This is a genomic window from Rhodovulum strictum, assembly GCF_009649175.1.
Lineage (GTDB): Bacteria > Pseudomonadota > Alphaproteobacteria > Rhodobacterales > Rhodobacteraceae > Rhodovulum > Rhodovulum strictum.
Genome location: NZ_WJPO01000003.1, coordinates 72,183 through 98,682 on the forward strand (window position 1 = coordinate 72,183; position 26,500 = coordinate 98,682).

General features: G+C 70.6%; 22 protein-coding genes. 2 read left to right on the forward strand and 20 right to left on the reverse strand.

From position 1 onward, the window contains the following. Positions 1 to 2: 2 nt before the first annotated feature. Genes GH815_RS03300 through GH815_RS18980 form a run of 20 tightly spaced genes read right to left on the reverse strand, consistent with a single transcriptional unit; the run spans position 3 to position 24,130 of the window. Positions 3 to 542, reverse strand: a complete 540-nt coding sequence (locus GH815_RS03300; RefSeq protein WP_153747329.1) for a hypothetical protein — start codon at positions 540 to 542, stop codon at positions 3 to 5. 18 nt (positions 543 to 560) lie between these two features. Next, a complete protein-coding gene (locus tag GH815_RS03305; RefSeq protein ID WP_153747330.1) occupies positions 561 to 3,947 on the reverse strand; it encodes a DUF6519 domain-containing protein in 3,387 nt (1,128 codons plus the stop codon). Between the two features lie 17 nt (positions 3,948 to 3,964). Next, the gene (locus tag GH815_RS03310) at positions 3,965 to 6,136 is read right to left on the reverse strand and encodes a hypothetical protein (RefSeq protein WP_153747331.1); all 2,172 of its coding nucleotides are present in this window, start codon (positions 6,134 to 6,136) and stop codon (positions 3,965 to 3,967) included. Beyond that, on the reverse strand, positions 6,133 to 8,937 hold the full coding sequence (locus GH815_RS03315; RefSeq protein ID WP_170290282.1) for a putative baseplate assembly protein: 2,805 nt from the start codon (positions 8,935 to 8,937) through the stop codon (positions 6,133 to 6,135). Before GH815_RS03315 ends, GH815_RS03310 begins: the two co-directional genes overlap by 4 nt. Further along, on the reverse strand, positions 8,934 to 11,498 hold the full coding sequence (locus GH815_RS03320) for a putative baseplate assembly protein (RefSeq protein WP_153747333.1): 2,565 nt from the start codon (positions 11,496 to 11,498) through the stop codon (positions 8,934 to 8,936). Before GH815_RS03320 ends, GH815_RS03315 begins: the two co-directional genes overlap by 4 nt. Beyond that, positions 11,495 to 11,857, reverse strand: a complete 363-nt coding sequence (locus tag GH815_RS03325) for a GPW/gp25 family protein (RefSeq protein ID WP_153747334.1) — start codon at positions 11,855 to 11,857, stop codon at positions 11,495 to 11,497. Before GH815_RS03325 ends, GH815_RS03320 begins: the two co-directional genes overlap by 4 nt. A 4-nt stretch (positions 11,858 to 11,861) precedes the next feature. Then, entirely contained in the window at positions 11,862 to 12,164 is a 303-nt protein-coding gene (locus GH815_RS03330) for a hypothetical protein (RefSeq protein WP_153747335.1), read from the reverse strand. Between the two features lie 11 nt (positions 12,165 to 12,175). Continuing rightward, positions 12,176 to 12,685: a phage baseplate assembly protein V gene (locus GH815_RS03335; protein ID WP_153747336.1), complete on the reverse strand. Its 510-nt coding sequence runs from the start codon at positions 12,683 to 12,685 to the stop codon at positions 12,176 to 12,178. After that, entirely contained in the window at positions 12,682 to 13,809 is a 1,128-nt protein-coding gene (locus tag GH815_RS03340; protein ID WP_153747337.1) for a hypothetical protein, read from the reverse strand. Before GH815_RS03340 ends, GH815_RS03335 begins: the two co-directional genes overlap by 4 nt. A gap of 4 nt (positions 13,810 to 13,813) precedes the next feature. Continuing rightward, entirely contained in the window at positions 13,814 to 14,173 is a 360-nt protein-coding gene (locus GH815_RS03345; protein ID WP_211365036.1) for a hypothetical protein, read from the reverse strand. Further along, entirely contained in the window at positions 14,170 to 14,829 is a 660-nt protein-coding gene (locus tag GH815_RS03350) for a hypothetical protein (protein WP_153747338.1), read from the reverse strand. The genes GH815_RS03345 and GH815_RS03350 overlap by 4 nt, the downstream gene beginning before the upstream one ends. 49 nt (positions 14,830 to 14,878) lie before the next feature. Beyond that, positions 14,879 to 15,181: a hypothetical protein gene (locus tag GH815_RS03355; RefSeq protein WP_153747339.1), complete on the reverse strand. Its 303-nt coding sequence runs from the start codon at positions 15,179 to 15,181 to the stop codon at positions 14,879 to 14,881. Beyond that, positions 15,178 to 16,368: an eCIS core domain-containing protein gene (locus tag GH815_RS03360; protein WP_170290283.1), complete on the reverse strand. Its 1,191-nt coding sequence runs from the start codon at positions 16,366 to 16,368 to the stop codon at positions 15,178 to 15,180. Before GH815_RS03360 ends, GH815_RS03355 begins: the two co-directional genes overlap by 4 nt. Further along, a complete protein-coding gene (locus tag GH815_RS03365; RefSeq protein WP_153747341.1) occupies positions 16,365 to 16,628 on the reverse strand; it encodes a hypothetical protein in 264 nt (87 codons plus the stop codon). The genes GH815_RS03360 and GH815_RS03365 overlap by 4 nt, the downstream gene beginning before the upstream one ends. Beyond that, entirely contained in the window at positions 16,625 to 18,535 is a 1,911-nt protein-coding gene (locus GH815_RS03370; protein WP_153747342.1) for an ATP-binding protein, read from the reverse strand. Before GH815_RS03370 ends, GH815_RS03365 begins: the two co-directional genes overlap by 4 nt. After that, positions 18,532 to 19,866: a DUF4255 domain-containing protein gene (locus GH815_RS03375; RefSeq protein ID WP_153747343.1), complete on the reverse strand. Its 1,335-nt coding sequence runs from the start codon at positions 19,864 to 19,866 to the stop codon at positions 18,532 to 18,534. Before GH815_RS03375 ends, GH815_RS03370 begins: the two co-directional genes overlap by 4 nt. Beyond that, positions 19,863 to 20,582 carry a hypothetical protein gene (locus GH815_RS03380; RefSeq protein ID WP_153747344.1) on the reverse strand — a complete coding sequence of 240 codons (720 nt, stop codon included), beginning with the start codon at positions 20,580 to 20,582 and terminating at the stop codon, positions 19,863 to 19,865. The genes GH815_RS03375 and GH815_RS03380 overlap by 4 nt, the downstream gene beginning before the upstream one ends. Further along, entirely contained in the window at positions 20,579 to 21,274 is a 696-nt protein-coding gene (locus GH815_RS03385) for a hypothetical protein (RefSeq protein WP_153747345.1), read from the reverse strand. Before GH815_RS03385 ends, GH815_RS03380 begins: the two co-directional genes overlap by 4 nt. A 39-nt stretch (positions 21,275 to 21,313) precedes the next feature. Beyond that, positions 21,314 to 21,817, reverse strand: coding sequence for a phage tail protein (locus tag GH815_RS03390; RefSeq protein ID WP_153747346.1), 504 nt, complete (start codon positions 21,815 to 21,817; stop codon positions 21,314 to 21,316). A gap of 15 nt (positions 21,818 to 21,832) precedes the next feature. Continuing rightward, on the reverse strand, positions 21,833 to 24,130 hold the full coding sequence (locus GH815_RS18980) for a phage tail sheath C-terminal domain-containing protein (protein WP_153747347.1): 2,298 nt from the start codon (positions 24,128 to 24,130) through the stop codon (positions 21,833 to 21,835). A 424-nt stretch (positions 24,131 to 24,554) separates the two neighbouring features. Between GH815_RS18980 and GH815_RS03400 the strand changes: the two genes are divergently transcribed. After that, positions 24,555 to 25,367, forward strand: a complete 813-nt coding sequence (locus GH815_RS03400; protein ID WP_153747348.1) for a hypothetical protein — start codon at positions 24,555 to 24,557, stop codon at positions 25,365 to 25,367. Positions 25,368 to 25,482: 115 nt separating this feature from the next. Beyond that, positions 25,483 to 26,496, forward strand: a complete 1,014-nt coding sequence (locus tag GH815_RS03405; RefSeq protein WP_170290284.1) for a trypsin-like serine protease — start codon at positions 25,483 to 25,485, stop codon at positions 26,494 to 26,496. The last annotated feature ends 4 nt before the right edge of the window (positions 26,497 to 26,500 follow it).

Sequence of the window (26,500 nt, forward strand, 5' to 3'; positions counted from 1 at the left end):
CCTCAGCGCTGGCGCTCGGCCAGCGCCCTGAGGGCGGCCAGCCGTTCCTGCGCCTCGTCCAGCGCCTTGGCGAAGCGTTCGGCGCGGGACTTGTCCTCGTCCTGCCGCTTGGCCAGCGCCTCGCGGGCCTTGGCGGCGATCTCGACGCTTTCGGGCAGCACCCGGCGCATCTGCTGGGCAAAGGCGCGGTCGCCCAGCCGCGCCAGCGAGGCTTCGGTGGCCTTGCCCGAAACGACGAAGCGGTCCGAAAGCGTCTTGCCCGCCAGTTCCAGCCGGGTGCCGGTTTCGTCCAGTATGCCGTTTGCATCCGCCCGCGCCGCGATTACCCGGTCGGTGCGCGGCAGGCCGATATCGCCGGGGATGACGATGGCCTTTCCGCTGGCAAAGCCTTCGGGCGTGGCAAGCTCTGGGTTGGCGCGCAACAGCGCGGCTTCGGCCAGTTGCAGCTTGCGTTCGGCGTCGGGCTCCTCGATCACGAACAGCCGCTGGGCAAGCGTCTTCAGGCTGCGCTCGCGGGCCACTCGGGCGATCCTGTCGGCCATGATGCGTCCTCTCCTGTCTCAGGGTGCGATGATGTTGAGCGCGGCAAAGGCCGCGGGCAGCCCCGCGGGCGTGACCTGAACGCCGGCCGAGGTGATGTTGCCCACCGGGGCCGCCGCCCGCGTTGCCAGAAGCAGCGACAGCCCCGCATCGCGCGGGTGGCGCAGGCTGTTGGCGCCCGCGGTGATCCGCTCGGCCACGACGATCACCTGTGCGGCGATGTTCGCGCCGCCCAGCAGGTCGCACTGGTTGCGGCTGAAATCGACCGAGGCGGTGCCGCGCGCGACGATGGTGACGGCCGGGGCCAGTTGCGGGGCGAAATGGATCACCTGGTTGCCCGCCACGCCCAGCTGGACCGGCAGGATCGGCGCCACCTCGAAGGCGTCGAAATGGGTCAGCGCGTAAAGCCGCCCGTCGATGGCGGCATAGCCGATGGCGCGCCGGTCGATGCCGGGGACCGCCCCCATCGCACCCGTGAACCCCTCGAGCAGCGCCACGCCATCGCCGATCCGCGCGATATCCTCCTCCGCGCCGATCTCGATGGCCTGCCAGGCCGTGAATTCGCCGCGCCGTTCGGTGCTGCCGTCGATGCGGTTATCGGCGATCGACATCTGGAACCAGGGCGGGCGTACCAGCACGCCCCAGGCCCGCGCCTCGGCCCGGTCGGGGCCGATCTCGTAGATCGTGTTGCCCTCGACCGCCATGCCGATGACGCCCTGCAACGCGATCCCGGCATTCTGCGAGCCATCGGGCATTTCCCGCCCGATCCGTCGGATCGAGTTGCCGCGCGCCTGCCCCTCGATCACGCCCAGCAGGACGATCCCCGCCGCGCCCACGCCATTCGGCCCGCCGCGGATTTCCTCGATCACGTTGTCCTCGATGGCGATATGGCGCCCGTCAAAGCCCGGTTGGGACATGATCCCGGCCAGCCCGCAGCGCCGGATCTGGTTGCGCTTGATCAGCAGGGCATCGTAATGGCCCGCGATCCGGATGCCCGCGCCGCCCAGATCCGAAATGCGGTTGCCGATCAGTTGCGCCGAGATCGGCGCCTCGGGCACCACATTGGGCATGATGAAGATGCCGTCAGCCGCAACCGGTCCGCCGCTGATCTCGTTGTCCTGAAGGCGGATGTCGTTCACGCCGATCACGGCGGCGGGGCCTTCGGACTGGATCGTGTTGCCGTCAAGTGCTGCGCCGCCCGTGGGCAGTTCGAACCAGTTCAGCGCAACCCCCGCCATCGAGCCCGAGAAGACGTTGCGCGCCATGGTCGTGCCTGCAAGGCTGAAGGCAAGGCCCACCAGCCGCAGCCCGACATTGTCCGCGAACACGATGTTGTCGAGCATCCGCAATTCGGCCAGCGCCAGCCAGCCCGGGCGGGGCTCGACCGCGGCGACCACCCCGCCGCCGCCCATCGCGTCGAAGGCCGAGACCGAGCCGATTCCCATCGGCGCCGCGATCAGGCATTCCTCGATCTTGGCGGCCATCACGATGCCTTCGAGCACGATGCCATGATCCTGCCGTGTCGGCCCCGAGGCCAGCACCAGGATCGCCAGGCGGCGCAGCGCCATCGTCGCGGTATGCGTCGCCCTGAGCCCATGCGCCGAGGCCGCGCCGGGCGCGGTGGACCCCGCGCTTTCGGGCGCAACGATGATCGACAGATCCTCGATGCGGATGTCGATGCAGGTGTCGATCTCGATGGCCGCGCCGACGGCGTTCTGGAATGACAGGACCGTGGTGATCCCGTGCCCCTTCAGCGTGACGCCGAACAGGTTCGCCATGCGCAGCGCTTCGCGCAATTCATAGCGGCCGGGGTTCAGGCAGACCGTGCCGCCCCCTGCCGCCGCCACGCGGTCGATGCCCGTCTGGATTGTCAGCGCGCCCGAGGCATGGCTTTCGGGGGTGACGCAGACCGAACAGGCGCAGCCTTCGGCGGCAGGGATCTGGGCAGGCTCGGGCGGCCAGAAGATGCGGCAATCGTCCGGCGCGGCATTGGCCGAGGGCAGCACCGCCAGCTTGCAGTAATGGCGTTGGACGCTGTCGGGCGGGGCCTCGGTCAACCGCTCGATCTGGGTGCCCGCGGTGCGGGCGCGGAACCGCCAGGCATCCATCGCGCGATACCGCCCCGCACCCGGCGCGGTCGAGAAGGCAACCGTTATCCCCGATTCCAGCAACAGCACGGTGCCCGCGGGCGGCACCGGGATCAGGCCGGGCGGCGCGCCGGGGTTTTCGGCGTCCAGATCCCACCAGACGGAATTGTCGGCGCTGTTGCGGATCACGCCGGTCTGGTCCCAGCGGATCAGCCGTGAATGGCGCGCGCGCGCGGTGTCGCCATCAAGGCCGGTGGGGATCAGGTCGGGGTCTATGCTGCCTTCCAGCTCGATCTCGCGCATGTCCTCGCGCACCGCGGCGATGCGCAGGATCTGGCCCGAGCGATGGTCGAATTCGCGCCGATCATCGGTGATCTCGACCCAGTTGCCTTCGCGAAAGCGCAGGATCTCGTCGCGGCCGATGCTGCGCACGGTGATCCGGTCGGCCGAGGCGGCGAAACTGTCGATGGCCGCCGCGACCGAGGCATTCTCGCGCGAATACTTGAACCAGGCGTCAGACTGGGCGCCGCTCTCGCCGACCTGATGGATTTCGACGCGGTAGAACTGGTTCTCAAGACCCGTATAGCCATCGGTCGGCGGCACGAGGCAGGGGTCTTCGGGGTCTTCGACATCGACGGTGTCCGTGCTCAGCCGCGCGGTCGAGGGCGCGATGGTCGCGGCCCAGCCCGCAAGGGCGGTTTCTGGCGTGGCGCAGGTCGCGCCCGTGCCGATCCCGCCCAGAAGCCGCACCTGCCAGACCGTTTGCCAGCGCGTCGCACTGTCCACCCCGCCCAGCGCGGGGTCCAGAAGCGTCGGGTCGATCAGCGCCGTCACCTCGCGTCGCCAGACGACCAGATAGGCCAGCACCGGCCCGCCGCCCCGGGGCGGATCCTCGGGCGTCGGCCACCAGGGCTGGGCGCCGTAGGCGACATAGCCTTCGGGGGGCGATGTCATCTCGTCCAGCACGCCCAGCGGGGCGGTCGCGGGGCCGGTGCCGCGGTCGAAGACCGGGGCGGGGCCGTCGCCTGCCCGCGCGAAATCGGCATTGCCGTGGTTTTCCACCAGCATCCCGTCAAGGTAAAGCCGCCCCGGCCCGATCTCGATCCCGCCGCCTGCAAGGCGGATGTGAAAGCCGGTTTCGGTCTCGCGCGGGACCACCGCGCGGCCGATCGTGTCTACCGTGCCCGCCCGGATGCGCCGTTCCAGCACGCGCACCATCTCGTTCCAGTCGGAATCCAGCACCGGCCGGCCCTGTTGCAGGAACACCCCGGCATAGTCGCGCAGCGCGTCGAAACTGTCCTTGCTGTAATCGCCGCCCATCGCTCGGGTCCTTTCGGTCAGGTTTCGAAGATCAGCCCGGCCTCGAGGCCGAACCGGAGGTATTCGTCAAGGCGCAGGCGCAGGTTCGTCTCGCGCTGGGGCTGGTGCAGCAGATGCCAGGCGCCCATCTCGCCCTCGTCGGACGCGCCCTTGCGGATTTCGGGCGGCGCGGAACGGCGCAGTTGCGCATAGGCGGGCGCGCTGGCGGTCAGCGCCGTGAAGCCCGGCACCAGCCAGGGCAGGATGCGGGCGCGGATCAGGTGCCGTTCGGCCAGCGGCACAGGCCCGCCGATTGCGGCGGCGCGCGCCGCGATGGCCTCGTCGATGGCCAGTTGCGGCTGGCAGCGAAAGCGGCGCGGCACGACCGAGCCCGGCGGCACATAGGAAAAGCGCAGGCATCCGTCTTGCCGTCGTTCGGCGCGCACGGGCGCCTCGCCGGGGCTGGCGGGGCGGGCGAACAGGATCGCATCCGAGACCAGCGGTAGTGCGCGCGCCCGGATGCGCCCGATCACGGTTGCCCGCAGGATCGTCAGCGCACCCGCCGGGGAATTGTCCGCAAGCCCCGCGATGGCCAGTCCCGCGGGGCTGTCGGCCGGATCGGCGGCGGCGGCGTCCAGGATGCTTTCCTCCAGCCGCAGGCTGGCGGTGTCGCTCATCCGCACCGGCCCAAGGATCGAGCGCGCGATGGCGATGGCAACGCCCGTCGCCGTGACCCGCAGACTGACCGCGCCGGGGCTGGCCGGGTTGCCCTGATCGCTAAGGGACAGCCCCGGGATCAGCGTGACATGCGCCAGATCGAGCGCGGCCAGCGACACGCCTGCCTCCGGCACGACCTCCAGCGCGCAACCATCCAGCACCAGCCCGTTCAGTGTCACGCGGCCCCGGGCCGCGCCGCTGATCGTGATCGGATCGCTGCCGCGCAGGATCGCGCGCACCCCGTCCGCGCTGCGCAGCCCGATCCCGGCATTTTCGGGCGCGCGGATCGTGGCAGGGGCGGGGAAGATGCCGTTCTCGGTGATCTCGACGATGCCGCCTTCGGGGCCGATACTGTCCAGCGCCTCCTGAAGGCTGGCATGGCCGCTTTCGGGAAAGCGGATCAGCCTGCCCGTGCCCGCAGGCGGTGGCAGGCTGGCGGCGCGGTTGTATTCGCCGCCGCCGATGGGGCCGGGAAAGGCCGTGTGAAAGCTGACCCGCACCTCGCCTGCGGGCGGATCGCGAAAGGCGATGCGGCCAAGCACGGGATCGACGCGTACAGGCCGCAGGCTGCCCGCCGGATCGGGGGGATGGGGGACATGGTTCCAGCCCGCCCCGTCATCGGACAGATCGCAGGCGGCGATATCCGAAACCGGCACCGGCGTACCGCCCACAAAGATGTCAAGGGCGCGCAGCCCGCCCGGCGCATCGCCGCGCATCCAGGCGGCGGGTGTGGCGTCCAGCATCCGCCGGGTGATCGCGCCCGGCACGTTCACCGGCCCGGCCAGCGCGGTGATCTCGCGCTCGGCCTCCTGCCGGTTGACCAGTTGGCGCGGCGCGCCCAGCGGATCGAACAGAAAGCGCCTTTCATCCACCGCCGTCGCTGGCACACGGCTCTGACGCATAGCCTGAAGCCGCCACAGATGCAGGCCGATATTGGGCAGGTTGTGCCGCCCGCCGATGCCCCGCCGCCCCCGCCCGTCGGCAATGGACCGGACATCCACTGACCGCGCCATCTTGTCAAAGGCGCCGCCCAGCCGTTCCAGCTCCAGCGGGTTGCGCAGGTTCGCGGTGGTCTGCGCCCCGGGACGGGCGACGTTCATGTGCTGGCAACAGGCGGTGCGCTGGACATATTCGACGGCCGAGGCGGGCCAGCCGGTCACGTCGCGGGCCAGTTGTTCCAGCACCGCGGCGGTGCCCTTGCGGCGGCGATAGGCGATGGTGTTCGCGATCTCGGCCCGGCTGCCCGCCGCCAGCCCCTCGACCGCGTGCAGCGTGCGGTAGCCGACCAGCCCGCCGATATAGGGCGCGGCCCAGGGCGCGCAGGTCTCGATGAACAGGTCGTCAAGCAATTGCTCGATGCTGTCCTCGACCACCGCGCCCTCGCGGGCCAGCACATCGACCAGCGCGGCCAGCGGGCCGCCCTCGTCGGCATCGCGCAACCGGTGGATCGCGGGCAGCAGCGCATAAAGCGCCTCTGGCGTGACGCGGGTCATGGCATCGGCTCCAGATGGTCGAAGGGCGCGGGCGAGAGGGTCAGGATCTCGGCCGGAAGCGGTGTGCCGTCGCTGCCCGTGCGGCCCGTGCGTGCGGCAAGCAGCATGTGATCGGTCGGCGTCGATTGCGGCCCGCTTTCGCGATAGAGCCGGTCGATATCGACCGCGCGCACGCCCGCCACGCCATGCGCCGTGGCGGCGACATCGGACAGCGCGACAGGCTGGGCAAAGTCGCGCCGGTCAAAGGCATAGGCCGCGCGAAGCGCCGTCTCGACCGCCGCCAGAACGCCGGGTGTGTCATGCGAGGGATCGACCGCAACCTTCAGCCCCAGACGGAACTGCGCCTGTGCATGGCCGATCAGCTCGAACCCCACCAGCGGGTCGCCATATCGGCGATAGGCGTCGCGCAACGCCTTGAGGACCGGCCCCTGGGCGGGCAGCACCGCGCCATCCTCGCCCGCGACGGTGACGACGATCCGGCGGCTTTCGCCCTGCCAGATCCAGCGCGCATCGGCCCGCGCGATGCCCGGATAACCCAGCGCGAAATCGCGGTAATCGGTGATCGAGACGACCCGGCCCAGCGTCAGCGTGCGGATCGGGGCGTTGCGCCGGGCGGCCTCGGCGCTTTCGGGATCGGCGCCGCCGCTGGCGGCAACGGGGTTCGTCACCTCCTTCAGCCCCAGCGGGCGGTCGATCGCCAGCGACAATTGCCCCGGCCGCAGATTGCCCGCGCGGCCCAGCCCGGTGCGATACTCGGCCGCGATATTGTCGCGCCCCGCAGGTGGCCGGGCGCCCGAGATGCCATCGCCGAAGCGCACCGTGGTTTCGCCGCTATCGGCCAGCGTCGTGGCAAAGACCCGCGCCGTCGGCCCGCGCTGGTAGAGGTCGGGCACCTCGGTCCATTCCACCCCGTCGATGCGGATCCGCAGGCTTGAGGCGACGCCTGTCTCGGTCGAGGCGACCAGATGCGTGACCGGCGCCTGTTTCAGCGCGAAGCGCTGGAAGGGCTGCGCCGGATCGCCCGCGCCCAGGATCTCGGACGCCCCTTCGCCATGCGAGGCGCGGGCGATATTGCCATGGATCACGGCGCTGGCCCGGTCGAGGGGCGACAGGATCGGGTCTGCCAGCGTGATCGCGCTGCGCAGCGGATCGGACTGGTCGAAACCGGCGATCCGGTGGCGCTGGACGATCACGGGGCTGGTCTCGTCCGCGGGAATTGCGGGCAACTGGCCGCGCAGCGCCAGCGTCAGGGCCAGCCGCCCCTCGGGATCGGTGACCAGCCACAGGCCCAGCAGCGGCGCGGCGGGGGCGAACAGGACCGCCTGAACCGTCAGCCGCGTGCCGCGCGCCACGCTGTCGAGCGTGCCATCGGCGCGCAGCACCGTCAGCCGGGCAACGGCGGTCTCGACCTGCGCGCGGCGGCCTTTCACATAGACCAGGCGGCCGTCGGGCAGGTCGGGCACGCTTGCGTCCAGCGCGATTTCGGCGCCATGCAGGAAATCGCGTTCGGGCGTTTCGGCCAGCGCCAGTTCCTCGCTGCCGCCATGCACTGCGACGCGGCGGTAATCGCCCGCGAAATCCGCGACCCAGCCGGTGCGGTCCGGCGTCAGCACCGTGGCGCGCCCGCTGATCGCATAGCGCGCCTCGGCCTCGGCGGTCAGGGCGGCGATGCGGAAAAGCTGGGGCGCGGCGCCGGGGCTGCCGAGGACCGCCCAGCCGCCGGGCGTGAATTCGCGGTGGACGGCATCCAGCACGATGCGCGTGTCCTGCTGGCGCCCGGCGAAATCCCAGTCGCCCACATTGCTGCTGCTGCCGGTGATCGGCGAAGGCGAATTGTCCGGTGCCGTCCCCACATAGCCGAAGGTCGTGCGCGTTGACGAGGACAGCACCGCCGGATGCGGCGCGTTATGGCCGAAAAGCGCGCTCTGACGGCGCAGCGCATAAAGTCGGTGCACGGGCGCCTCCTCGCCCGCGGGGCTGACCGGGCCAAGCGCGCCCGCCCATTCGATCCAGGTGCGGTCGAGCGCGGGATCGGGCGCGACCCGGGTCAGCCGCCGCATCGCCCAAAGCGCCGAGCCGGTGGAAAACCCCGGCCAGCCGCTGTCGAAGCGTTGCGGGTGGACGATCAGGATCGCGTCCCCGGGCGCAAGTCCCGTCGCCTGCCCGGCAAGCCAGGTGCCGGTCTGGCCCTCGGCCAGCGTCACGCGCCGGTTCTGCCGCGGGCGCATCCGGTTCCAGGCGACGCGGGCCTCCAGATCGGCCAGCGTTTCAAAGACCTGCGCGGTCTCGTCCGGGCCGGGCGTGCTTTGTACGCGGGTGCCTTCGGGGATGGTCAGTTCGGCCACATCGGGTGCGGCACCGGGCGGATCCTCCATCAGGAAGACCAGATCGGTTTCGGCGGCCGATCCCGGATGCAGCCGGTAGCCGATCAGCCGAGCAATCTCGGCGATCGAGAACCGCTCGGTGGCGGTGCCGATATAGGCTTCGGTCGCGTGGCGCTCGTTGTAGAAGGTCAGGACATCCAGCACCGACGCCCAGGCGTCGATCAGCGCGATGGTGAAATCGTCATCCGCCCGCGTGCCCAGCCGGGTCAGCGCGGGCAGGGTGGATGACGCAAGCCGGGCCAGCATCGAGGCCTTGAAATCGCCATGCAGGCCGGTCCGGGTCCGGATCGCACCCAGATCGGGGCGGTTTTCGACCGGGCGGGGGGTGGACAGCGTGACACCCTCGCAGCAGCCGCAGGCATCCTGCGGGGTGGCGGCGCGGTCGGGATGGCCGATGCGGATCGGGGGCTCGCTCATTTCCCGCCTCCCATGGTGATTGTCAGCGCGCCGCGTTCGGGAAAGTTGCGGTCGTTTTCGCATTGCGCGATCTCAAGCCGTCCCATGCGGATTACGCCGTCTTCAAGCGGCTTGGCGCTGGTGGTGCCGCGGCGGCGGAACAGGGTGGCCTTGACCGAACTGACCCCGGTCACGCCCATCGCCGCGGCATGGATGCGGCTGAGCCAGACCGGATCGCCGAAGCTGAAATTGTCGGGATGAAACAGCCCGGTCCGGCCGCCCGGCAGCCGCTGGGTGGACAGCACCTGCAACAATTCGCGCCGTATTTCGCTGCGGAAATGGTCGGGCGCGGCACAGACGAACAACGCGATTTCCAGCGCGACAAAGCGCGGCGCGTCGATCTGAAGGTCATAGCCCGCCATCCGGTAGCGTTCCAGAAACTCGGCAAGCTCGGCGCGGAACTCGGGCGTGACGGGCCGCCCGCCGAAGCGGTCCACCGTGACGAAGACGGTATGGCCATGCCCGTTCCAGCGGAAGGTGGCAACCGCGCGCTGCACGTCGGGGTGGCGCCGCGCCATCTCGCCGTAATCGGCTTCGGTCACCGCGCGTTCCTGGCGGCGATAGGCAAAGGGGGCGGCGGCGCGGACCTCGTCCATGGTTTCGGGGCCCAGGCCGCCGGTAGCGGGCAGAGGGTTCGTCACCGCCTCGATCCCGCCCTTGCCGGTGATGACATGGGCAATCGCGCCCGCGCCCACATTGCCCTCGGCGCCGTTGCCCACCCTGTAGCGCGCGGCAAACCCCGTGCCCGCATTGGGCCGCCGCCCGTTCAGATCGTCGCCAAAGCGGATCCGGGCGCGGCCGTCGCGTTCGGTCTCGACCACGAAATGGCGATCCCCGGCAAAGGAGTTCAAGAGATCCGCGCGCGCCTGCCAGTCGTCATGGGCCGGGCTGTCATCGGTCAGGGTGACGGCGGGCGCGCGCGCGGCCAGCGGCTGGTGGATCGCCTCATGGGCGGATCGGGTGGCAAGCGGGTCATAGGCCACCGCATCGCCCGTCACGCTGTCGCGGATCACGGCGGCCTGCGTCACCGGGCCAAGCGCCAGAGGCGGGGCAAAGCGGGGCGGCACCGGCCGGGGATCGGGGCGGGTGCAGGGATCGGGCCCGGGCGCGGGCACAAGGCTCAGATGCGGTTCGGGCACGCGGCCCAGCGGCTCGTTCGTGATGCTGCGGCCGTGATCGGCCAGCACGATATTGCCCAAGGCGTGGCTGACCCCGGTCACCACCCCGCCGCCCGCCGCATCGTCGCGCCGGGCCGAGAGGCAGAGCGCAAAGGGCAGGGCGTCGTCCTCGGCCCAGCGGATTTCGGTGATCGGCGCGGGATCGGCGCCGGGTTCCAGCGGCAGCGGGTCGGTCAGCCCCGCCTGCACCGCTCTCAGCCGCACCGCATGGCGGCGCGTCGGGTCGGCATCGGCGGCACGCCCCGTCCTCGGCCCCAGCCGTTCGGCAAGCACAAGGATGTCGCCGGGCGCCAGATCGGGCAGATCGCCCGCCAGCGTGGCCCGCGTGGCACCCCTGGGCAGGCAGCATTCGTCGCTGCCCCAGGTATAGAAGTCGATCCGGTTATGCCCGGGCCGGAAGGTGCCACCATGCAGCGGCTCGAACACCTGCGGGTCGCGGTCAAGCGCGCGCTCGCGCTGGTCGGGTGTCAGCACCGGCTCAAGCCCGGGCAGGCGGGTCAGGAATTGCAGATCGGCGGCTTCGGCCGTCACGTCGGCGGTGACGCGGACCTGCACCCAGACCCGGGCATTCGCGCCGTCATGCATGCGGTAATCGACCAGCCGGGCATGGCGACGCACCGAGGATCGCCGCCGCGCGGTGGCCAGATAGCTTTCGGTGGCCACCGCATCCTGCGCATAGCTCAGCCGGTCGCCGGTATAGGCCAGCATCTCGACCAGCGCGATGCCCAGATCGGCCGGATTGCGTTCGCGCCAGTCGGGCATGATCTGCGCCATCCGGCCCAGCATCAGGCGGCGGAAGCTGCGGTAATCCTTGGCAAGATAGCTGATCGCGAGGGGCGTGGGCGTGTCCGGGGCGCAATCGGTGCGCGGCGCGCAGTCGAAATCGGTCGCGCATTCCACCTTGAACGAGAAGTCTATCTCGGCCAGCAGCCGGTCGATCCCGTCGGGTGGCGACAGCGGGTCGCCCGCGCGGGTCAGCCGAAGCCGGTAGCGCGCGTGATCGCCCTGGCTGTCGGTGCGGATCATCAGCGTCGCGGCCTGCGCCCCGGGGTCCAGCGTGGCCAGATGGGCGATCAGCCCCGGCTCGGCCAGCGCGGGGTCGGGCGCGTCGGCGCGGGTGATCCAGAGCAGGCCGACGCCGGTGATCCGCTCGCCGCCCGAAAGCTCCAGATCGTCCAGCGTCAGGGCGGGTGCCGTGCGCAGGAAGCGCAGCAGGAGCGTGCGCTGGCGCGGCGTGCCGGGCGGGGCCTCGCCATCCAGAACCTCGAGGAAGTCGATGCCGTTAAGCGGCGGGTTCGCCAGAACCAGTTCGCGCCGTCGGGGATGGCAGCAGCGATAGATCATGTCCCCGTCTCCAGCGCGAACTCGGCCAGTTCCCGCCCGTCGCGGCCGCGCAGCCGATAGGCGATGCGGATGCGCAGCGTGGCGTCCTCGGCTTGGGTTTCCACAGCGTCGATCTCGATGCGCTGGCCCAGATGCTGTTGCAACGCGCCGCGGATCAGGAATTCGGCGGTGGCCGCGGCCTCAGGGCTGGCGGCGGCAAAGACCAGTTGCAGCACGCCCGCGCCGAAATCGGGGCGGTTCACCCGCTCGCCGGGATTGGTGAACAGGATCTGCTCGATCAGGTCGCGAATGTGCTTGGCCTCGGCCGCGCGTGCGGTGCGTTCCGATCCGTCGAAATGATAGGGAAAGTCGATCTGCATCGCCTCAACTCCCGATCACGCGGGTCTGGGCCATCACCGGCACCATGGGCGCGCCCGTGGGCGTGGTGGTCGAGACGCTGTCCATCAGCACCACTGGTTGGCCGCCCGCAAAGACCCTCGTTGCCGCGACCAGGAAACTGCCCGTGACGCAGGGGATCGCGGCGCAGCCGGTGATCGCCCAGGGGCCGGGCTGGGTCGCGACCGGCTGGCCCGAGACCAGGACGCGCGCAAAGGGCGCGGTGGGCGTGGCCGGACCGCCATGCGCGCAGGTAAGGATCGCGCCAAGATGCAGGATGGGTCCGGGCATGGCGTTCCTCCTCAGATCACGGTCAGGGCGCCGTTGTTGACGGTGACGGTCGGGCCGATCAGCGTGATCGAGGCGCCGCGGCCGTTCTGGATGTAGATGCCGGTATCGTTCACGATCAGCGAGGCCCCCGCAGTCGTCTTGATGACGATGCCGCCCGTGGGGCCGGGCAGGTCGGTCACGGTGACGCCGTTCTGGCCCAGCGTCTGCATCGTCAGTGCCGACAGCGCGGGCGGCGTCATCAGGTGCAGCGCGGGCACCTCGGCGGCCGAGCCGAAGAAGCAGCCCGACCAGATCGGATGATCGGGATCGCCCTGTTCGAACTCGATCCAGACGCCCGCGCCGATCGGCGGCACCGCGACCGATCCGGTCTGAAGCCCCGCCACCGGAAAGCAGGGCATCGCCCAGCTGCTGAGCGCCACCGACGAGACATCGGTTACCATGGCCTGGATGCGGCCCATCATCATCGGGTCCACATTGTTCAGCACCGTGCCGCGATATTTCCCGTAATAGCGTTGCGTCATGCCGGCACCGATGCCTGGGTGGGCAAAAGCCCGTTGCGTTTCAGGGTGAAGCCCTGGGTATAGCTGCCGCGCCGGATCTCGTGCGTGACGCTGGCGACGTAATGCACCCCGTCAAAGGCCATGCCCGCCCCGCGCACCCCCACCAGCCCGCGTGCCTTCAGGATGCGGCCATAGCGCAGAACGTCTATCCGGCCCTGTCCCGTGACCGCATCCGAATGGCGGGCGGCATGGGCAAAGCCGCGGGCCAGCGCCTCGATCGGGTTCATCCGCGCGGTGTCGGTCAGCCGCCGGATTTTCGGCGGCAGCGGCGGGATCGCGCCCAGGGGGGGCAGGAACGGGACCGCCGAGGGGATCGGAATTGGGATCGGCGCGCGGGTCTCGCGGTTCTGGATGAAGACCACCGGCATTTCGGTGCCGTCCTTGTCGAAGGTGAAGCGCAGTTCCTCGGCATTGGTGGGGCTGCCGGAATCGATGGTCAGCGCGGGCTGTATCGCGCCGATGCGCACCTCTGGCCCCCAATAGGCAAAGCTGGTGGCCGGTGCGGGGCCCGGTTTCATGAAGAAGGTGTAGCCTGCCGCCTCTGCCAGCGCGCGGATATAGGCCAAGTCGGTATCCTGATGGCGCGGGATGCGCTCGGTCGGCAGCGGCGGCCCCTCGACCGAGGGGATCACCTGCGGGATCACGCCAAGCCAGGCATATTTCGCCAGGATCATCGCGACCCGGGCAAAGGGCGGCATCGCGGGATAGGGCAGGCCCGAGAAATCGAGGATCTCCATCGCCGCGGTCAGATCCTTGCCCTGCACGCTGAGCGTGCCGGGCGCCCCGCCTGTGCCGGGGGTCAGTGCGGTGCGGGTGACGACGCCGTTGATCAGCGTGCTGGCCTGCCCGTTCACGGTCGCGACCAGCGCCACCCGCAGGATCGGCAGCGCCGAGCCGCCCGCCAGCAGGAAGATCGTGTTCAGGGGCGAGGCCTTGTCGATTGCGAATTCCATCGAAAAGCCGCTTTGCGTCTCGCCGGAATTGTCCTCGATGCTGACCGATTGCAGGGCATCGACGACCGAGGCAGGCGCGGGCACCGGGATGCCCGGGCCGAACAGCAGCGTCAGGTCGATGCCCTTGATCATGGCGCTATTCCTCGGGCGGCGCGGGCACGCCGCGCGGCCAGGTGATGCGGATCGCGGTCTCCGGTTCTTCCAGATCCTCGGCCCAGAGCGCGCCATTGGCATCCATCAGCAGCCAGAACATTTCCGGATCGCCGGTCTCGGCCGCGGCGATGCGGTCCAGTCGCTCGCCCTGTTTGGTCTCGCGCAGATGGCGCAGGGCGAACTCTTCGGGCGGGGGTGAGAGGCGGCGTTTCAGACAGCTCACCGGCTGGCCGTCCGGCCCGGTGACCTGCGCGGTCGGGATGCCGTGATAGCGGCTTTCGGGCGGGAAATCGGTGCGCTCGATGATGCCCGCCTCGAACATCGCCTGGATCGGGTTCTTCATGCTGGCAGCCCCCCAAGTCCCAATTCGCCCAGCTGCCCGGCGGCGGCGCGTGCGGCCAGCGCCTCCTTGCCTTGCAGATAGGCCATGAACAGCCCGCCGCCCCGATGGTCGAAGCCCAGATCGGCCACCGATAGCACCCGCAGCGTCAGGCTGACCCGCGCGCGGATCGGGTTCAGCGCGGGGTCGAAGAATTCCTCGGTGATCGACAGTTCGGCCAGCCGCACCGGCACCACACGGCTGCGGCTCCAGACGAACAGCGCCAGCGGGGTCTCGGCGGGCGTGATCTCGAAACTGCCGCTGCGGCGCTGGGCGCCCTGGCGTTCAAGCTGCGCGACCGTGGGGTGCAGCATCGATTCCAGCGCGGCAAGCGCGGGGAACAGCCCGGTTTCGACCGCGGCGGCGTTGCTGTCGGGAAACTCAAGCTGGTCGGTCGCGTCCAGTTCGGCCTCGAATGTGATCGTCTCGACCGCGGGGCCGGTCAGCCGCAGCGGATGCGCCCGCGCGCCCTCGCCCTCGACCGCCTGCGCGCTCAGCCGACGTGTCAGCGTCTCGGCGGCATATTGCAGCGCCACGATCCGGCGCACCGCGCCGCTGCCCGGCTCGATCAGCACCAGCCCCGCGCGGGTCAGCCGGGGGGAGCGGGGAAAGCCGGTCATGGGCAGCCCTCCCGCGCGCCGCTGGCCGCCTTGCAGAGGCCGCATCGGGTCATTGCCCGCCCTCCTTCAGCACGAAGGCGCCGGAAAACAGGACATCCTGATCCCCCAGATCCTCGGGCCGGACATCGGCAGCAAGTGCGCTGCCGGTCTGGCGCCAAGCCTCGGACTCCGGCCCGCCCGAGGGGACATAGACGTGGTATGTCCGGCCGGTCTGTGGCCCTGTCAGGATCCTGATCGTCGCCACATCGTAGCTTTGCGAGGTGCCATCCTCGTAATCGTCGAACATGGCGTCGTGCTGATGGGCGATGATCTCGAAGTTCAGTTCCATGATGTCCTGCTCGTGATGCGTCATGCGTAAGCGATGTCCCGCCGCGGCGTCGGGAAGTCGCCGACCGGCGGACAGGCAAAGGGTCCGGGGATCGTGGTTTCACCGCCATAGCGCCGCCCGCCCGGGACACGGGTGCGACCTTGCGGGTTGTAATGCGGAGAGGCCTGGATCTGGCTGCGGATGAACGCCTCGTCGACCCGTCCATCCGGCGTTCGATAGCCCGGAGCGGTCTCCGGCCATCCGCGGTCGATCGCCATCTGTTCGGTCGCGATCCGCGCCTGGATCTCGCTTTCAAGCCCGGTTGGGCCGCCCTGTGTCTGGCGGTGAATCCAGTGCTGCATCTCGTGGAACAGGGTCTGGACCATATCCCGCGCGCTGAGCCGTTCATTGATGCGGATTATGCCGCGCCCGGTCGCCGGGTCGACAAAGAGATTGCCGCGAAGCCGTGACGACAGGTCCTCGTCCTGTTCCGTGCCATCGGCAAGGCGCCACCTGTCGGTTGCGGTCCGGAAAAGCCGGATCTCGACATTGTCGCGGTCGATGCGTTCCAGAAGCGCCGAGGTGTCTGACCTGCGGCACATCTCCTCCCGGGCCTCAAGGAACCGCATATGGGCCGGGTTCGATGCCGGGGTGCCGGCCGAACGGTTTCCCGTCGCGGAGCCGGACTGCCCCTGCGGCAGGCGCCGGATCGGCATATGGGCTGGATCGCCGGATTGCTGGAGCGTGTGGGTCAGCTCATGAGCCAGCAGGTGCCGCCCCTCACGGGTTTCGGGGGCGTATTCGCCGGGGGCGAGGGCGATGTTCTGGCCCAGCGTATAGGCACGTGCACCGATGCCGCGCGCGGCTGCGCCTGCCTGCGTGCCCTCGTGCAGGCGGACCGCCGACAGGTCGCGGCCGAAGCGCGGCTCGAAGAACCGCCGCTCGGCAGGGGAAAGCGGCCGCCCGCCGGTGGCGATGGCGGCCGCGGCCGTGGCGGTGGCCATGCTCTGCCGGTCATCCGTCCCGGGTTCGTCGGTCTGGCGCTGGATCAGCGGCGTGACCGGCAGGGGGGCGGTCAGGGGGGTGGGGCGCTCGGCGGTGACGGTGTCGGCGATGCGGTCGGCCTCCTGCTCGAACCGGTCGCCTGCGCGGCCGAGAACGGGCTTGGCCTGCACGCGCGTTGCGTTGGCGGGCAGGCTGTCGTGGGCGGGTTGGGGCGGGGCGTGGGTCATGGGCATCCTCCGTCCAGAACAGCGCGCGCAAGCCCGGCCACGGCCCGCCCGATTGCGGGTTCCATCCCGGCCTCGCCCGGTTCGGCCTGCGCCCGCGCGGCCATGCGCGCATGCGCCTGCGGGGCGGGGATGGGCGGCGTGCTGCCTGCCAGCGCCTCGGCCAGTGCCCCGGCAATGGCGTGTTCAAGGGCCACGCGCGAGACCGGCCCGCCCGTGACGCTGAGCGCGTCGATCCGGATCGTGATGCGTTGCGGGGTCATTCCAGCGCCCTCCGTTCCGCGGCGGTGAAGGGTTTTTCGAGCTTGGCATATTCGCGTTCGGCAGCGGCCAGAACATGCGCCAGCGTCACCGGCCCGCCGGTTCCGGCGGCCAGATAGCTTGCATTCAGCGCGACCGAGCGGATCGCCCCGCCCGTCAGGTTCAGCCGCGCCAGCCGCGCGGGATCGAGCCCCGAGACGGGCGTTGCGGCTGGGAAGATCGTCGCCCAGATCGCCGCGCGCGCCGCCGCATCGGGGAAGGGGAAGGTCACGACGAAGCGCAGTCGCCGCAGGAAGGCCGCATCCAACGCGGATTTCTGATTCGAGGTCAGGATCGCAAGGCCCGGATAGGATTCCATCCGCTGCAACAGATAGCTGACCTCGATATTGGCGTAGCGGTCGTGGCTGTCGCGCACCTCCGAGCGTTTGCCGAACAGCGCGTCGGCCTCGTCGAACAGCAGGATCGCGCCGCTGGCCTCGGCGGCGGCAAAGACGCGCGACAGGTTCTTTTCGGTCTCGCCGATATATTTGCTGACCACCTGGCTCAGGTCGATCCGGTAAAGATCGAGCGCCAGTTCCCCCGCGATCACCTCGGCGGCCAGCGTCTTGCCTGTGCCCGAGGCCCCCGCGAACAGCGCCGCCGAACCCAAGCCCCGCGGGCTTTTCGCGCGCCAGCCCCATTGGTCGCCGACCTGCCAGCACTGGCTGACATGGGCGGCCAGATCCCCCAGTTGCGCGATCAGGGGGGCGGGCAGCACCAGGTCATCCCATGTGGCGCGGGAGTCGATCCGCTGCGCGAGCCCGTCCAGACGGCGCCGCCCTTGCACCCTTGCTGCCTGCCAAAGCGCGGGGGCAAGCCTGTCGGGCGGGGTGCTGGGGGGCAGCATGTCGGCGGCGGCGGCAATGCCTGCGCGGTCCAGCGCGAACTGCCCCGCCAGATGGTCGAGCGCGGGGCCAAGTGCGGCGGCGCGCGCCGGCCCCAGCGTCGCCTGCCAGAGCGCGCGGCGTTCGGTGCTGTCGGGGGCGGGGGTCTCGATCCGCAGGCGCGGGGCGCGTTCGGGCGGCTCGGGATCGGGCGCGGCGATGGCGGTGGGGCCATGCAGCAGATCGGCCAGCGCGCGGGCCGCTTCGGCGCTTTCGGCCGCGGCCTCGATCAGCAGGGCGCCATCGCTGAAGGCCAGTTCTCGGTCGATCAGCCGGGCCAGCGCATGCCGCTCGGCCGGATCGGCGGGCAGATCGGCGGCCCCGATCCGAAAAAGCGCCAGCCCCAGCGCGGCGGCGGCTGTTGCCATCGCCGCCCGCGTGGCCGCCGGATCGGGACCGGCCAGCAGCAGCACGGGCAGCGGCCCGGGCATGTCCCAGGCGCGCGCGATGGTGGCGGCGCTGTCGCGCGCCGCGCCGGTCGGCGGCGCATCGGGCGGCGGCACCGGGCGGACATGTGCCGCAAGACGCGGGTCGAGATAGCCCAGCCCCATCAGGAACTGCACCGCGCGTTCATCCGCGGCCAGTGTGCGGCGCAGCATCGGGCCGGTGCCGTCGAGCGTCAGCAGCAGGTGGCGGCGCAGCGGCGCGGCGGGGCAAAGCGCGGTCCAGGCGTCGGCGCCCAGCACCGCCAGCGCCAGCGAGACATCGGCGCGCGCATTCCCGGTTGCGGCGGCGATGGCTTCGGCCAGCCCGGCATGCAGGTCTGGCCCGGCGGCAAGCGCCATCAGATCGGCCTCGAGCGGCGTCAGCCCGAAGCGCGTGGCCAGCACCCCCAGCGCCGATCTGGCGGCGCTGTCGCGGGGCAGCGGGCCGGGGGCGATCGGGGCCGCCACGCGGGCGGCAAGCGCGTCGCAATGGCGGGCAAGGGCGGCGCGCATCGCCTGTGTCGCGGTTTCGGCGGCGGATATGCGCGGCTCGGCGGTCATGGGATTGTCACCGTTTCCAGCGCGGGCGGCTCGGCCAGCCGGTCGATCACCGGACTGTCGATGCCATCGACGCGCAACCGCACCGGCAGCGCCGCGCCGGGGGGAAGCCCCGCGAACTCGGCCGAGACGGTCGTTGCCGGGGTGGCGGGCGTCTCGACCAGGGCCATCTGCTGACCGACAAGGATCGCGACGTTCTGGCCCGGCCGGATCGGCGGCGAACAGGTCACCGTGACCGTAACGCCGCCCGGCGTGGCCGCGGCGCTGGCGGTGATGGCGGGGGCCAGCGCGATTGCCAGCGCATTCGTCGCCACCACGCGCCCGTCATTGCCCGACAGTTCCAGCGCGACCGCATAGGGGCCGATCCGCCATGCGCCCGGATCGGCGCCGCTGCCCGCCAGCGGATCGCCGGGCGGGCGTGGCGCACCCGCGGGCAGGTCGGCCACGATCCGGTTCGGCGCGGAGGGGCCCGGCGCGGCAAGCTCCAGCACCTGCCCGGTTTCGGGCCGGGTAAAGCGCACCGTCGCCGCGCCACGGTCCAGCGCGCTGCCGTTCAGCGCGATCCGGCGACCCAGCCGCATCACCGGCTGGCCATCCAGCGGTTCCAGCGCCATCAGTGTCGGCACCCCCGACAGCAGATCGGGGCGCAGCGCCACGCCCGGGTCGCGCCCGCTGTCGGGGTCGCGCAGCCCGCCGCGGCTGAGCACGGGCAGGGCGGGGCGGGTCGCGATCTCGCGCTCGATCAGCACCACCGAGACGTCATAGGCGACCGTGGTGCGATAGCTGGTCTGCATCGCCGTCCAGATCCGCGACATGTCATCAAGCGACAGCGCGCAGGGCGTGATCCTGATCCGCTCGACCTGATCGGCCAGCCGCGCGGCCTGGTCCAGCCAGCCGGGCGTCGGGCTGACATCGCCCGCGATCCCGGCGGCAAGCGCATCGCGGATCGCGGCGCGCGGGACGATGGCGGTTTCGTGAAAGGTCTGCATCGCAAAGCCCAAGAGCGTCTCGGCGTTCAACTGCTCGCCCGAATAGGCGCTCAGCAGGTAATGCAGGTCCAGCGCCAGCCGCGGCCGCCGGGTCAGCCGCCCCTGCGCATCGCGGGTAGGCAGGTCGTCACCGCTCAGCGCGGCGTTCGGGGTGATCCGGTGCAGGTAAAGGTTCAGCCGGTTGCCCTGGCTATCGGCATCCTCGGTCAGGATGCGGTCGGGCGGCAGCGCCGTGACCGCGAAATCGCCGCCCAGCGCCTGGCTGGCGTCGCCCTCGATCAACGCATCGTGCAGCAGGCTTTTGAGAAGCTGGGTGACCGCCGACAGGGCAAGGACATTGCTCATCGCCCGCCCTCCCTGCCGCGCAGGTAGTCCGAGAGCGGCGCGGCGCCGCGCCGTGTCCGGTCGGGTTCCGGTGCCGCGCGGGGCGGATCGGCGACGATGTGCAACCGGCCGATATGGATGGTGATTTCGGGCGGCGGTGGCGGGGCAGGGGCGGGCTGCGCCGCGACAGGCGCGGGGGAATGCGGGGCGGCCCGTGGCGTGCGTGGCACGGGCGCGGCAGGCGGTTGCAGCGGTTCGGGCGGCGGGGGAAGTCTGTGGGCGGGCTGCTGCGTTGGCCGGTCGGGGTGTGTGACTTCGGGCGGGGGCGGTGCCGTGGGCCGGGTCGCGGCGGGGGCGGGTTGCGGCTGCGCGTCCGGCCCGGGTGCGGGCGGGGGCGCTGTCGGGACAGGGGCCGCGCCGGGTGCTGCGCTGTGCTGTGCCATGGGCTGGGGATTGGGCGGGGGCGGCTGGATCAGGGCCTCGGGCAGAGCGACGAGGGTGCGGGGCGCTGCGGGTTGCGGTGCGGCGGGGTCTGGCGGCGGGGTCGGCGGGCTGTGACGGGGGGGCGACGCGGGGACCGCTTCTGCGGCCGGGGGGGGGGCGAGCGTTTCGGTCACGGCTTCGGCCAAGGCCGCATCCTCGGCCGGTCCGGTCTCGAACCGCGCGGCAAGGCGGGGGCGCAGCCCCGGCGGGGCCTGCCCGGTTGCCCAGGCCAGAAGGCGGGCCAGCGCGCTCATGTCCCCCCCCGTGCAAGGCGCAGATAGGCCGCGCGGCGAGCGGGCGACAGCGCCAGCACATCCTGTTCGCGCCAGCCGAAGGCGCGGGCCAGGTCCGCCACCTCGGCCAGCAGGCGCAGCGCGGCGGCTTCGACCTCGGCCCAGAGATGGGCGGCGATGTCGACGCTTTCGCGCCAGTCCGCGCCGCAGTCGGGGCAAGTCAGCAGGCAGCGCGCCTCGGCCGCCGCTGCCCGCGCCTCGATCTCGGCCTCGATCGCACGGGCCTCGGCCTCGGACAGCGCGTCGCTTTCGGGCGCAAGGCGAGCGCGCAGGAAGCCCGGCAGCGCCCCGGGCGCGACGCCGCGCGCGGCGGCCAGATCGCGGCTGGTCAGCGGCGCCAGCGCGACCGCGCGGCTGCCGATCCGCAGCGGCCCGGGCCCGGGCGCCTCAAGCGCGCCCGCCACCGCGTCGGCCTCCAGCGTCACCTCGACATCCGCGCCGCAATCGGGGCAGGCGGCCACGCAGTCGAGCACGGGCCCGAAGGTCGCGCGCCGCAGCGCCAGAAGCAACCTGTCACGCTCGGCCAGCGCCAGATCGGCCGCGTCCCCGTAACCGCCCGCCCAGAGCAGCACCAGCGCCCGGTCAAGCGGAGCGCGGCCCAGCCCGGCCTCCCAGGCCATCAGCATCGCCTCTGGGTTCAGTCCTGCCCGCATCGTTCAAGGCCCCCCCGGGCCATCCGCCCGTTCGCGCCCCTATTCCTGCGGTTCCACCACCTCGCGGTCGCGCAGCCAGCCCTCGTTCTCCAGCTTGATCGACTGGATCGCTACGGCATTGGCATTGGCGTCAAGCTCGGGCAGGGCCTGAAACTCGGACACCCAGCAGCGATAGACATTGTAGGCCAGCGCCAGCTGGCCCGCCTCGTTATACATCTCGATGATGATGTCCTTGCGGAAATCCTTGAGCGCGACCTCGGCCCCCAGCCCGGCCTCGACATTCCAGACAAGGTTCGCCCAAGCCTCGAATTCGGGGTCGTGGGTGACGCCGCGTTCCAGCGTGATCGCCTCGAACTTGGAACGGCCGGGCGATTTGCGGCTGGTCGAGGGGTCGCCGCCGACGCGATGCTCGACCACCTCGGTCGTGCGTTTCAGCGCGCCGACCTTCGAGATGCCCGCGACATAGCGGCCATCCCATTTCACGCGGAACTTGAAGTTCTTGTAGGGGTCGAAGCGGTGGGTGTTGACGCTGAATTCTGCCATGGTCCCGGCCTTTCCCTAGCTCTGGCTCTGTCCGGCAAGCTGCTGGATCTGGATGATGACGAACTCGGCCGGTTTCAGCGGCGCAAAGCCCACGACGATGTTGACGATGCCGAGGTCGATATCGGCCTGGGTGGTGGTGGTGCTGTCGCAGCGCACCAGATACGCCTCTTGCGGGGTGGCGCCCTGGAACGCGCCCTGGCGGAAAAGCTGGTTCATGAAACTGCCGACCGACAGCCGGATCTGCGCCCAGAGCGGTTCGTCATTGGGCTCGAACACCACGAATTGCGTCCCGCGATACAGGCTTTCCTGAATGAACAGCGCGATCCGGCGCACGGGGACATATTTCCATTCGCTCGCCAGCGCATCCGCCCCCACCATGGTCCGCGCGCCCCAGCTGACCTGACCGAAGACGGGGAAACTGCGCAGGCAGTTCAGGCCAAGCGGGTTCAGCACGCCGTTCTCGGGGTCGGACAGCGCATAGTCCAGCGCGGTGACCCCGCGCAGCCGCGCCTCGATGCCGGCGGGGGCCTTCCACACGCCGCGAGCGGCATCGGTGCGGGCGTAAAGCCCGGCCATCAGGCCGGAATTCGCAAAGGACCGGGGGCGGTTGCCTTGCAGCGGATCGGGCATCCGCACGCGGGGGAAATAGACCGCGGCGTTCTGGTGGCGCAGCCCCGCATTGGCCGGATCGCCGATCCAGGCGCGCGCGCCCTCGAAATCGGTGACATTGCCGGGCATGTCGATCAGGATCATCGCGCGCCGTTCCTCGGCATAGGCGATGGCATTGGCCAGCACGCCCGCGTCATTCACCTCGGGCAGGTTCAGGATGTTCAGATCGCGCACATCTTCCAGCGCGAAAAGCCCGGTCTTGGCCGCCCGCGAGCCCAGGATCGCGGTATCGTCGGGCACGCTGCCGTCATCGCCGCCGACCGCGCCCACCTGCGCGGCCAGATCTGGACCCGACCCCATGCGGTAGCCCGCGACATTGACGAATTCGCCTGCGCCGCCCCCCAGCAGAAGCGTCGTTGCCCCCGCCCCGCCGAAGTCGAGCCGGACCGACGGATCGGCCCCGGCCGCGCGCGCCACGATCGCGCCGCCGATGGTCTGGACGCTGGCGCGCGAAAGCGCCTCGTTGGTCGCGGTGCGCAGCCCTGCCTCGATCCGCGCGCGCGCCTCGGCCAGGGTCGCGGGGGCGGGGATGGGGGGCACGGCGCCGCTGTCGTGAAGAACCAGCGTCAGATCGGCCAGCACGGCCCCCCCGGGGCCAAGCGCCTGCACCGACATGTTCAACGGATCGGTGCTGAAATCGAGATCGTCGAAATCCTCGATCTGCACGCCCGCGGTACCGCTTTGCGCCGGGCGGGTGGGGGCCGAGCCATGGATCTCGCGCCCGCCCTGGGCAAGCCCCAGCCGCAGCCGCGCCGCCGCGGACCGGATCGAGGCGCGGCGGAACCGCACCGAACTTTGCCGCGAGGTGCTGCCCGATGTCGCCACCAGGCGGTTCCCGTCAAGCGCGCAGGAAAAGCCGGAAAATCCGGGGTTTGCGGGCTCCAGCGTGGGGACGATGGTATTCAGCGCGGTGCGCAGCGCGGCCAGCGTGGCCAGCCCGCCGCCCTCGCCGAACAGATCGAACTCGATGAACGGCCCGCCGTCGATCGAGATCGCCAGCCGCCTCGAATTGTCGTCCAGCGCGGCAATCTCGGCATCCGTCAGCGGCCCCGAGCGCGCCACACCGGCCGCGGCGCCGCCCGCGCCCTCGTCGGTCAGCCGGATCATGCGGGAATCGGCGGCCAGAACGGTCGGGGCATAGGTGGCGGCGTTGGGGTCCATCGACAGGTTGCGATGCGCCTCGGTCCGGGCGGGGACCATGCGGCCAGCGCGGTCGATGAACTCGGTAACGGTCAGGTTGAAGGTCTCGTCCGGGTTCGCGGTGTCGTAATCGACGCCCAGAACCAGCGCATTGCCCCAGGCCCCTTCGCTGGCGGCCGTGGCGGTCAGGGTCAGATCGCCCGCCGCCGTCCGCATCCCGATCCCCGCGGCCACCGCGCCCTCGGCCACCCGCACGACCCAGGCGCTGGCGCCGCCGTTCAGGAAGAAATGGTTGACCGCATAGCCAAGCGGGCTGTCCAGATGCAGCCCGCCGAACTGACGTTCGAAATCGGCATAGCTGAAAAGCTGGATGGGGGCGTTGACCGGGCCTCGGGCGGTGTAGCCGATGAACCCCGCGACCGAGGTGGGGACGCCTGCGATGGCGCGCGCGCCCGAGGGGACTTCCTGGATGTAGACGCCGGGATAAGAGACTGCGACAGCCATTGGATGCTCCTTGCATCAACGACGTGTCGAAAGCCCGACATCCCGAATTGACGCGCCGGCTAATGGCCGGTCGCGCGGAGCGAAAACACATGAAAAACGGCTACTCGGACAGCGACCCCTTCCCCCCAGGACAGCAGGGCGCAGCCTATGGCGCACGATAACACCTAAAACGTGCGGCCAAGGCAACGCCGGCACACTCTCACTACACGTCTCTGTTCATGCCTAACCCCTTGAGGGTCAAGGAAACCCGGATTCGAGTCAAGGGAATTGCTGGGCAGGCGCTTGCCAGCCCGCGTGCCCTTGGGCCGATAGCTGCCGACCGGACGGCAGGCCAGATGACCCGCGACCGGCCCGGGGTGCTGTGCTAGGCTCGCCCCCGGGGTGCGGATGGATCGCCGCTGGTCGTGCTGCGGGGAGGGGGCGAATGAACAGGAAAGTGATCGCCGTGATGGGGGCTGTCGTTGCGGTGGCTTCCGGTGTCTATGTGCTGCTCGGCTACATGGACCGCTCGCGCCCCGCAACGATCGGGGATGTGCTGGCCGAGAACGGCTTTACCGAGTTCCGCCCGCCGACCCAGAGCGCGCTGCCCGGCACGCTGGTTCTGGTCACCGGAACCGAGCCGGTCGCGCTGGGCGTGGTCTGTCGCCCGGAACAGGCGCTGGGGCTGGTGCTGGCCGAGATCCCCGTCTCGGCCTCGATCTCGACGGAACTTTCCTCGGCGCTGAACCGCTCGCTGGCGCTGGATGCGGGGCTGCTGGACCGGATCAGGGCGGGTGGGAGGCTGGAGGAGGTCAGCGAGATCCGCATCACGCTGGACAATGTGCGGATGCTGGAACTGTCCGATGACGACGTGATCCGCGGCCTTCCGCAGCGCGATGCCGCCTGCGCCGAGGCGGTGCGGCTGCGCCTGTCGGCGGGCCAGCCGCTGACGATGATCAAGGCCGCGCTGATGGCGGACGTGACCTATGTCGCGACGACGCGCAAGGGTGCGGATGGATCGGTGGCGCTGGATGTCCAGCAGGATCTGGCCGCGGCGCTGACATCCGAGGTCACCGGCAGTGCGGGCGGCACCATCACGCTGAGCGGGCGCGATCTGGTCTGGGGTATCCGCGACGATCAGGTGCTGGCGCTGCTGGGCACGGTGCTGTCCACGACCGGCACGGAATCGGTCGCGATGGGAGAGCAGCCGCTGCTGGCCCCGGGCGCGGCGATTGCAGAATTCGGGCCGCTCGACTGACGCGGCTGCGCGCCGAGGTTGACAGGACCGGGCTGCGGGCGCGACAGTTCGCATGAGTTTTTCGTTGCGATTGCGCCCTGTTGCCGGGCAGTCCACCCGCGGGGGAGGTCTGGGGATGCGGTTCGCTCTGGTGCTGGTGCTGACGCTTGTGGCGCTGCTGCCTGCGGGGGGCGTCATGGCCGAGGGCGATGCGCGCGAGCGGGCGATCCGGGCCTTGCAGCGCGAACTGGGCCTGCCCGAGACGGGGCGTCTGGATGCGGCGACTCAGGCGGCGCTGTCCGACCCGCAGCCGCCTGCCGCCTTGGCCGAACCCGAGGGAAGCGTCAGTTTCGATCTGGACGGCGCAGAGGCCGGGCCGGTGGAGTTGCTGCCCGCGCCCGGCAGCGGCCAGACCATCGCCGAGCCCACCATGGCGCCCGATCTGGCGGCGGTGCTGTCCGAGGCATCAGGCATCTATGCGCCCTACGAGATGGGCGGGCGGTCGGTGCGGCCCGAGACCTGGGTGCCCTTCTCGGTGATCGGCGAGGATGAGCGGGTTGCGGTGAACGACACCACCACCTTTCCCGAACGCGCCATCGTGCAGATCCTGTTCCAGAATGCTTTCGGCAGCACCAGCCTGTGTTCGGGCACCATGATCGCGGCCGATACGGTGCTGACGGCGGCCCATTGCATCCATAGCGGCACGGTGTTCGGGCGGCCGTATTCGGCCTATCGGGTGCTGCCCGGGCGCAACCGCGCCGCCACGCCCTTTGGCGAATGCGGGGTGCGGCGGGCGCATGTGTTGCAGGGCTGGACCGCCGCGACCAGCGACGAGGAGGCGCGGCTTTTCGATCTGGGCGCGCTGAAACTGGACTGCAATGTGGGCGAGGCGACGGGCTGGGCCGGGGTCCGGGTCCTGGAGGAAACAGAGCTGGGCGCGGTGACGGTGGTGCAGGGCTATGCCGCCGACAAGGCGCCGCCGGGGCGCCAATGGGTCAGCACCGACAGCTTGCGGATATTGTGGGATCTCAAGGGGTTCTATCTGAACGACACCTATGGCGGCACGTCCGGCTCGCCGGTCTTTCTGGACGGGGATCGCGCGGTTCTGGTCGGCGTGCATACCAACGGGCTGCATGGCGAGGACCCCTAGGCGA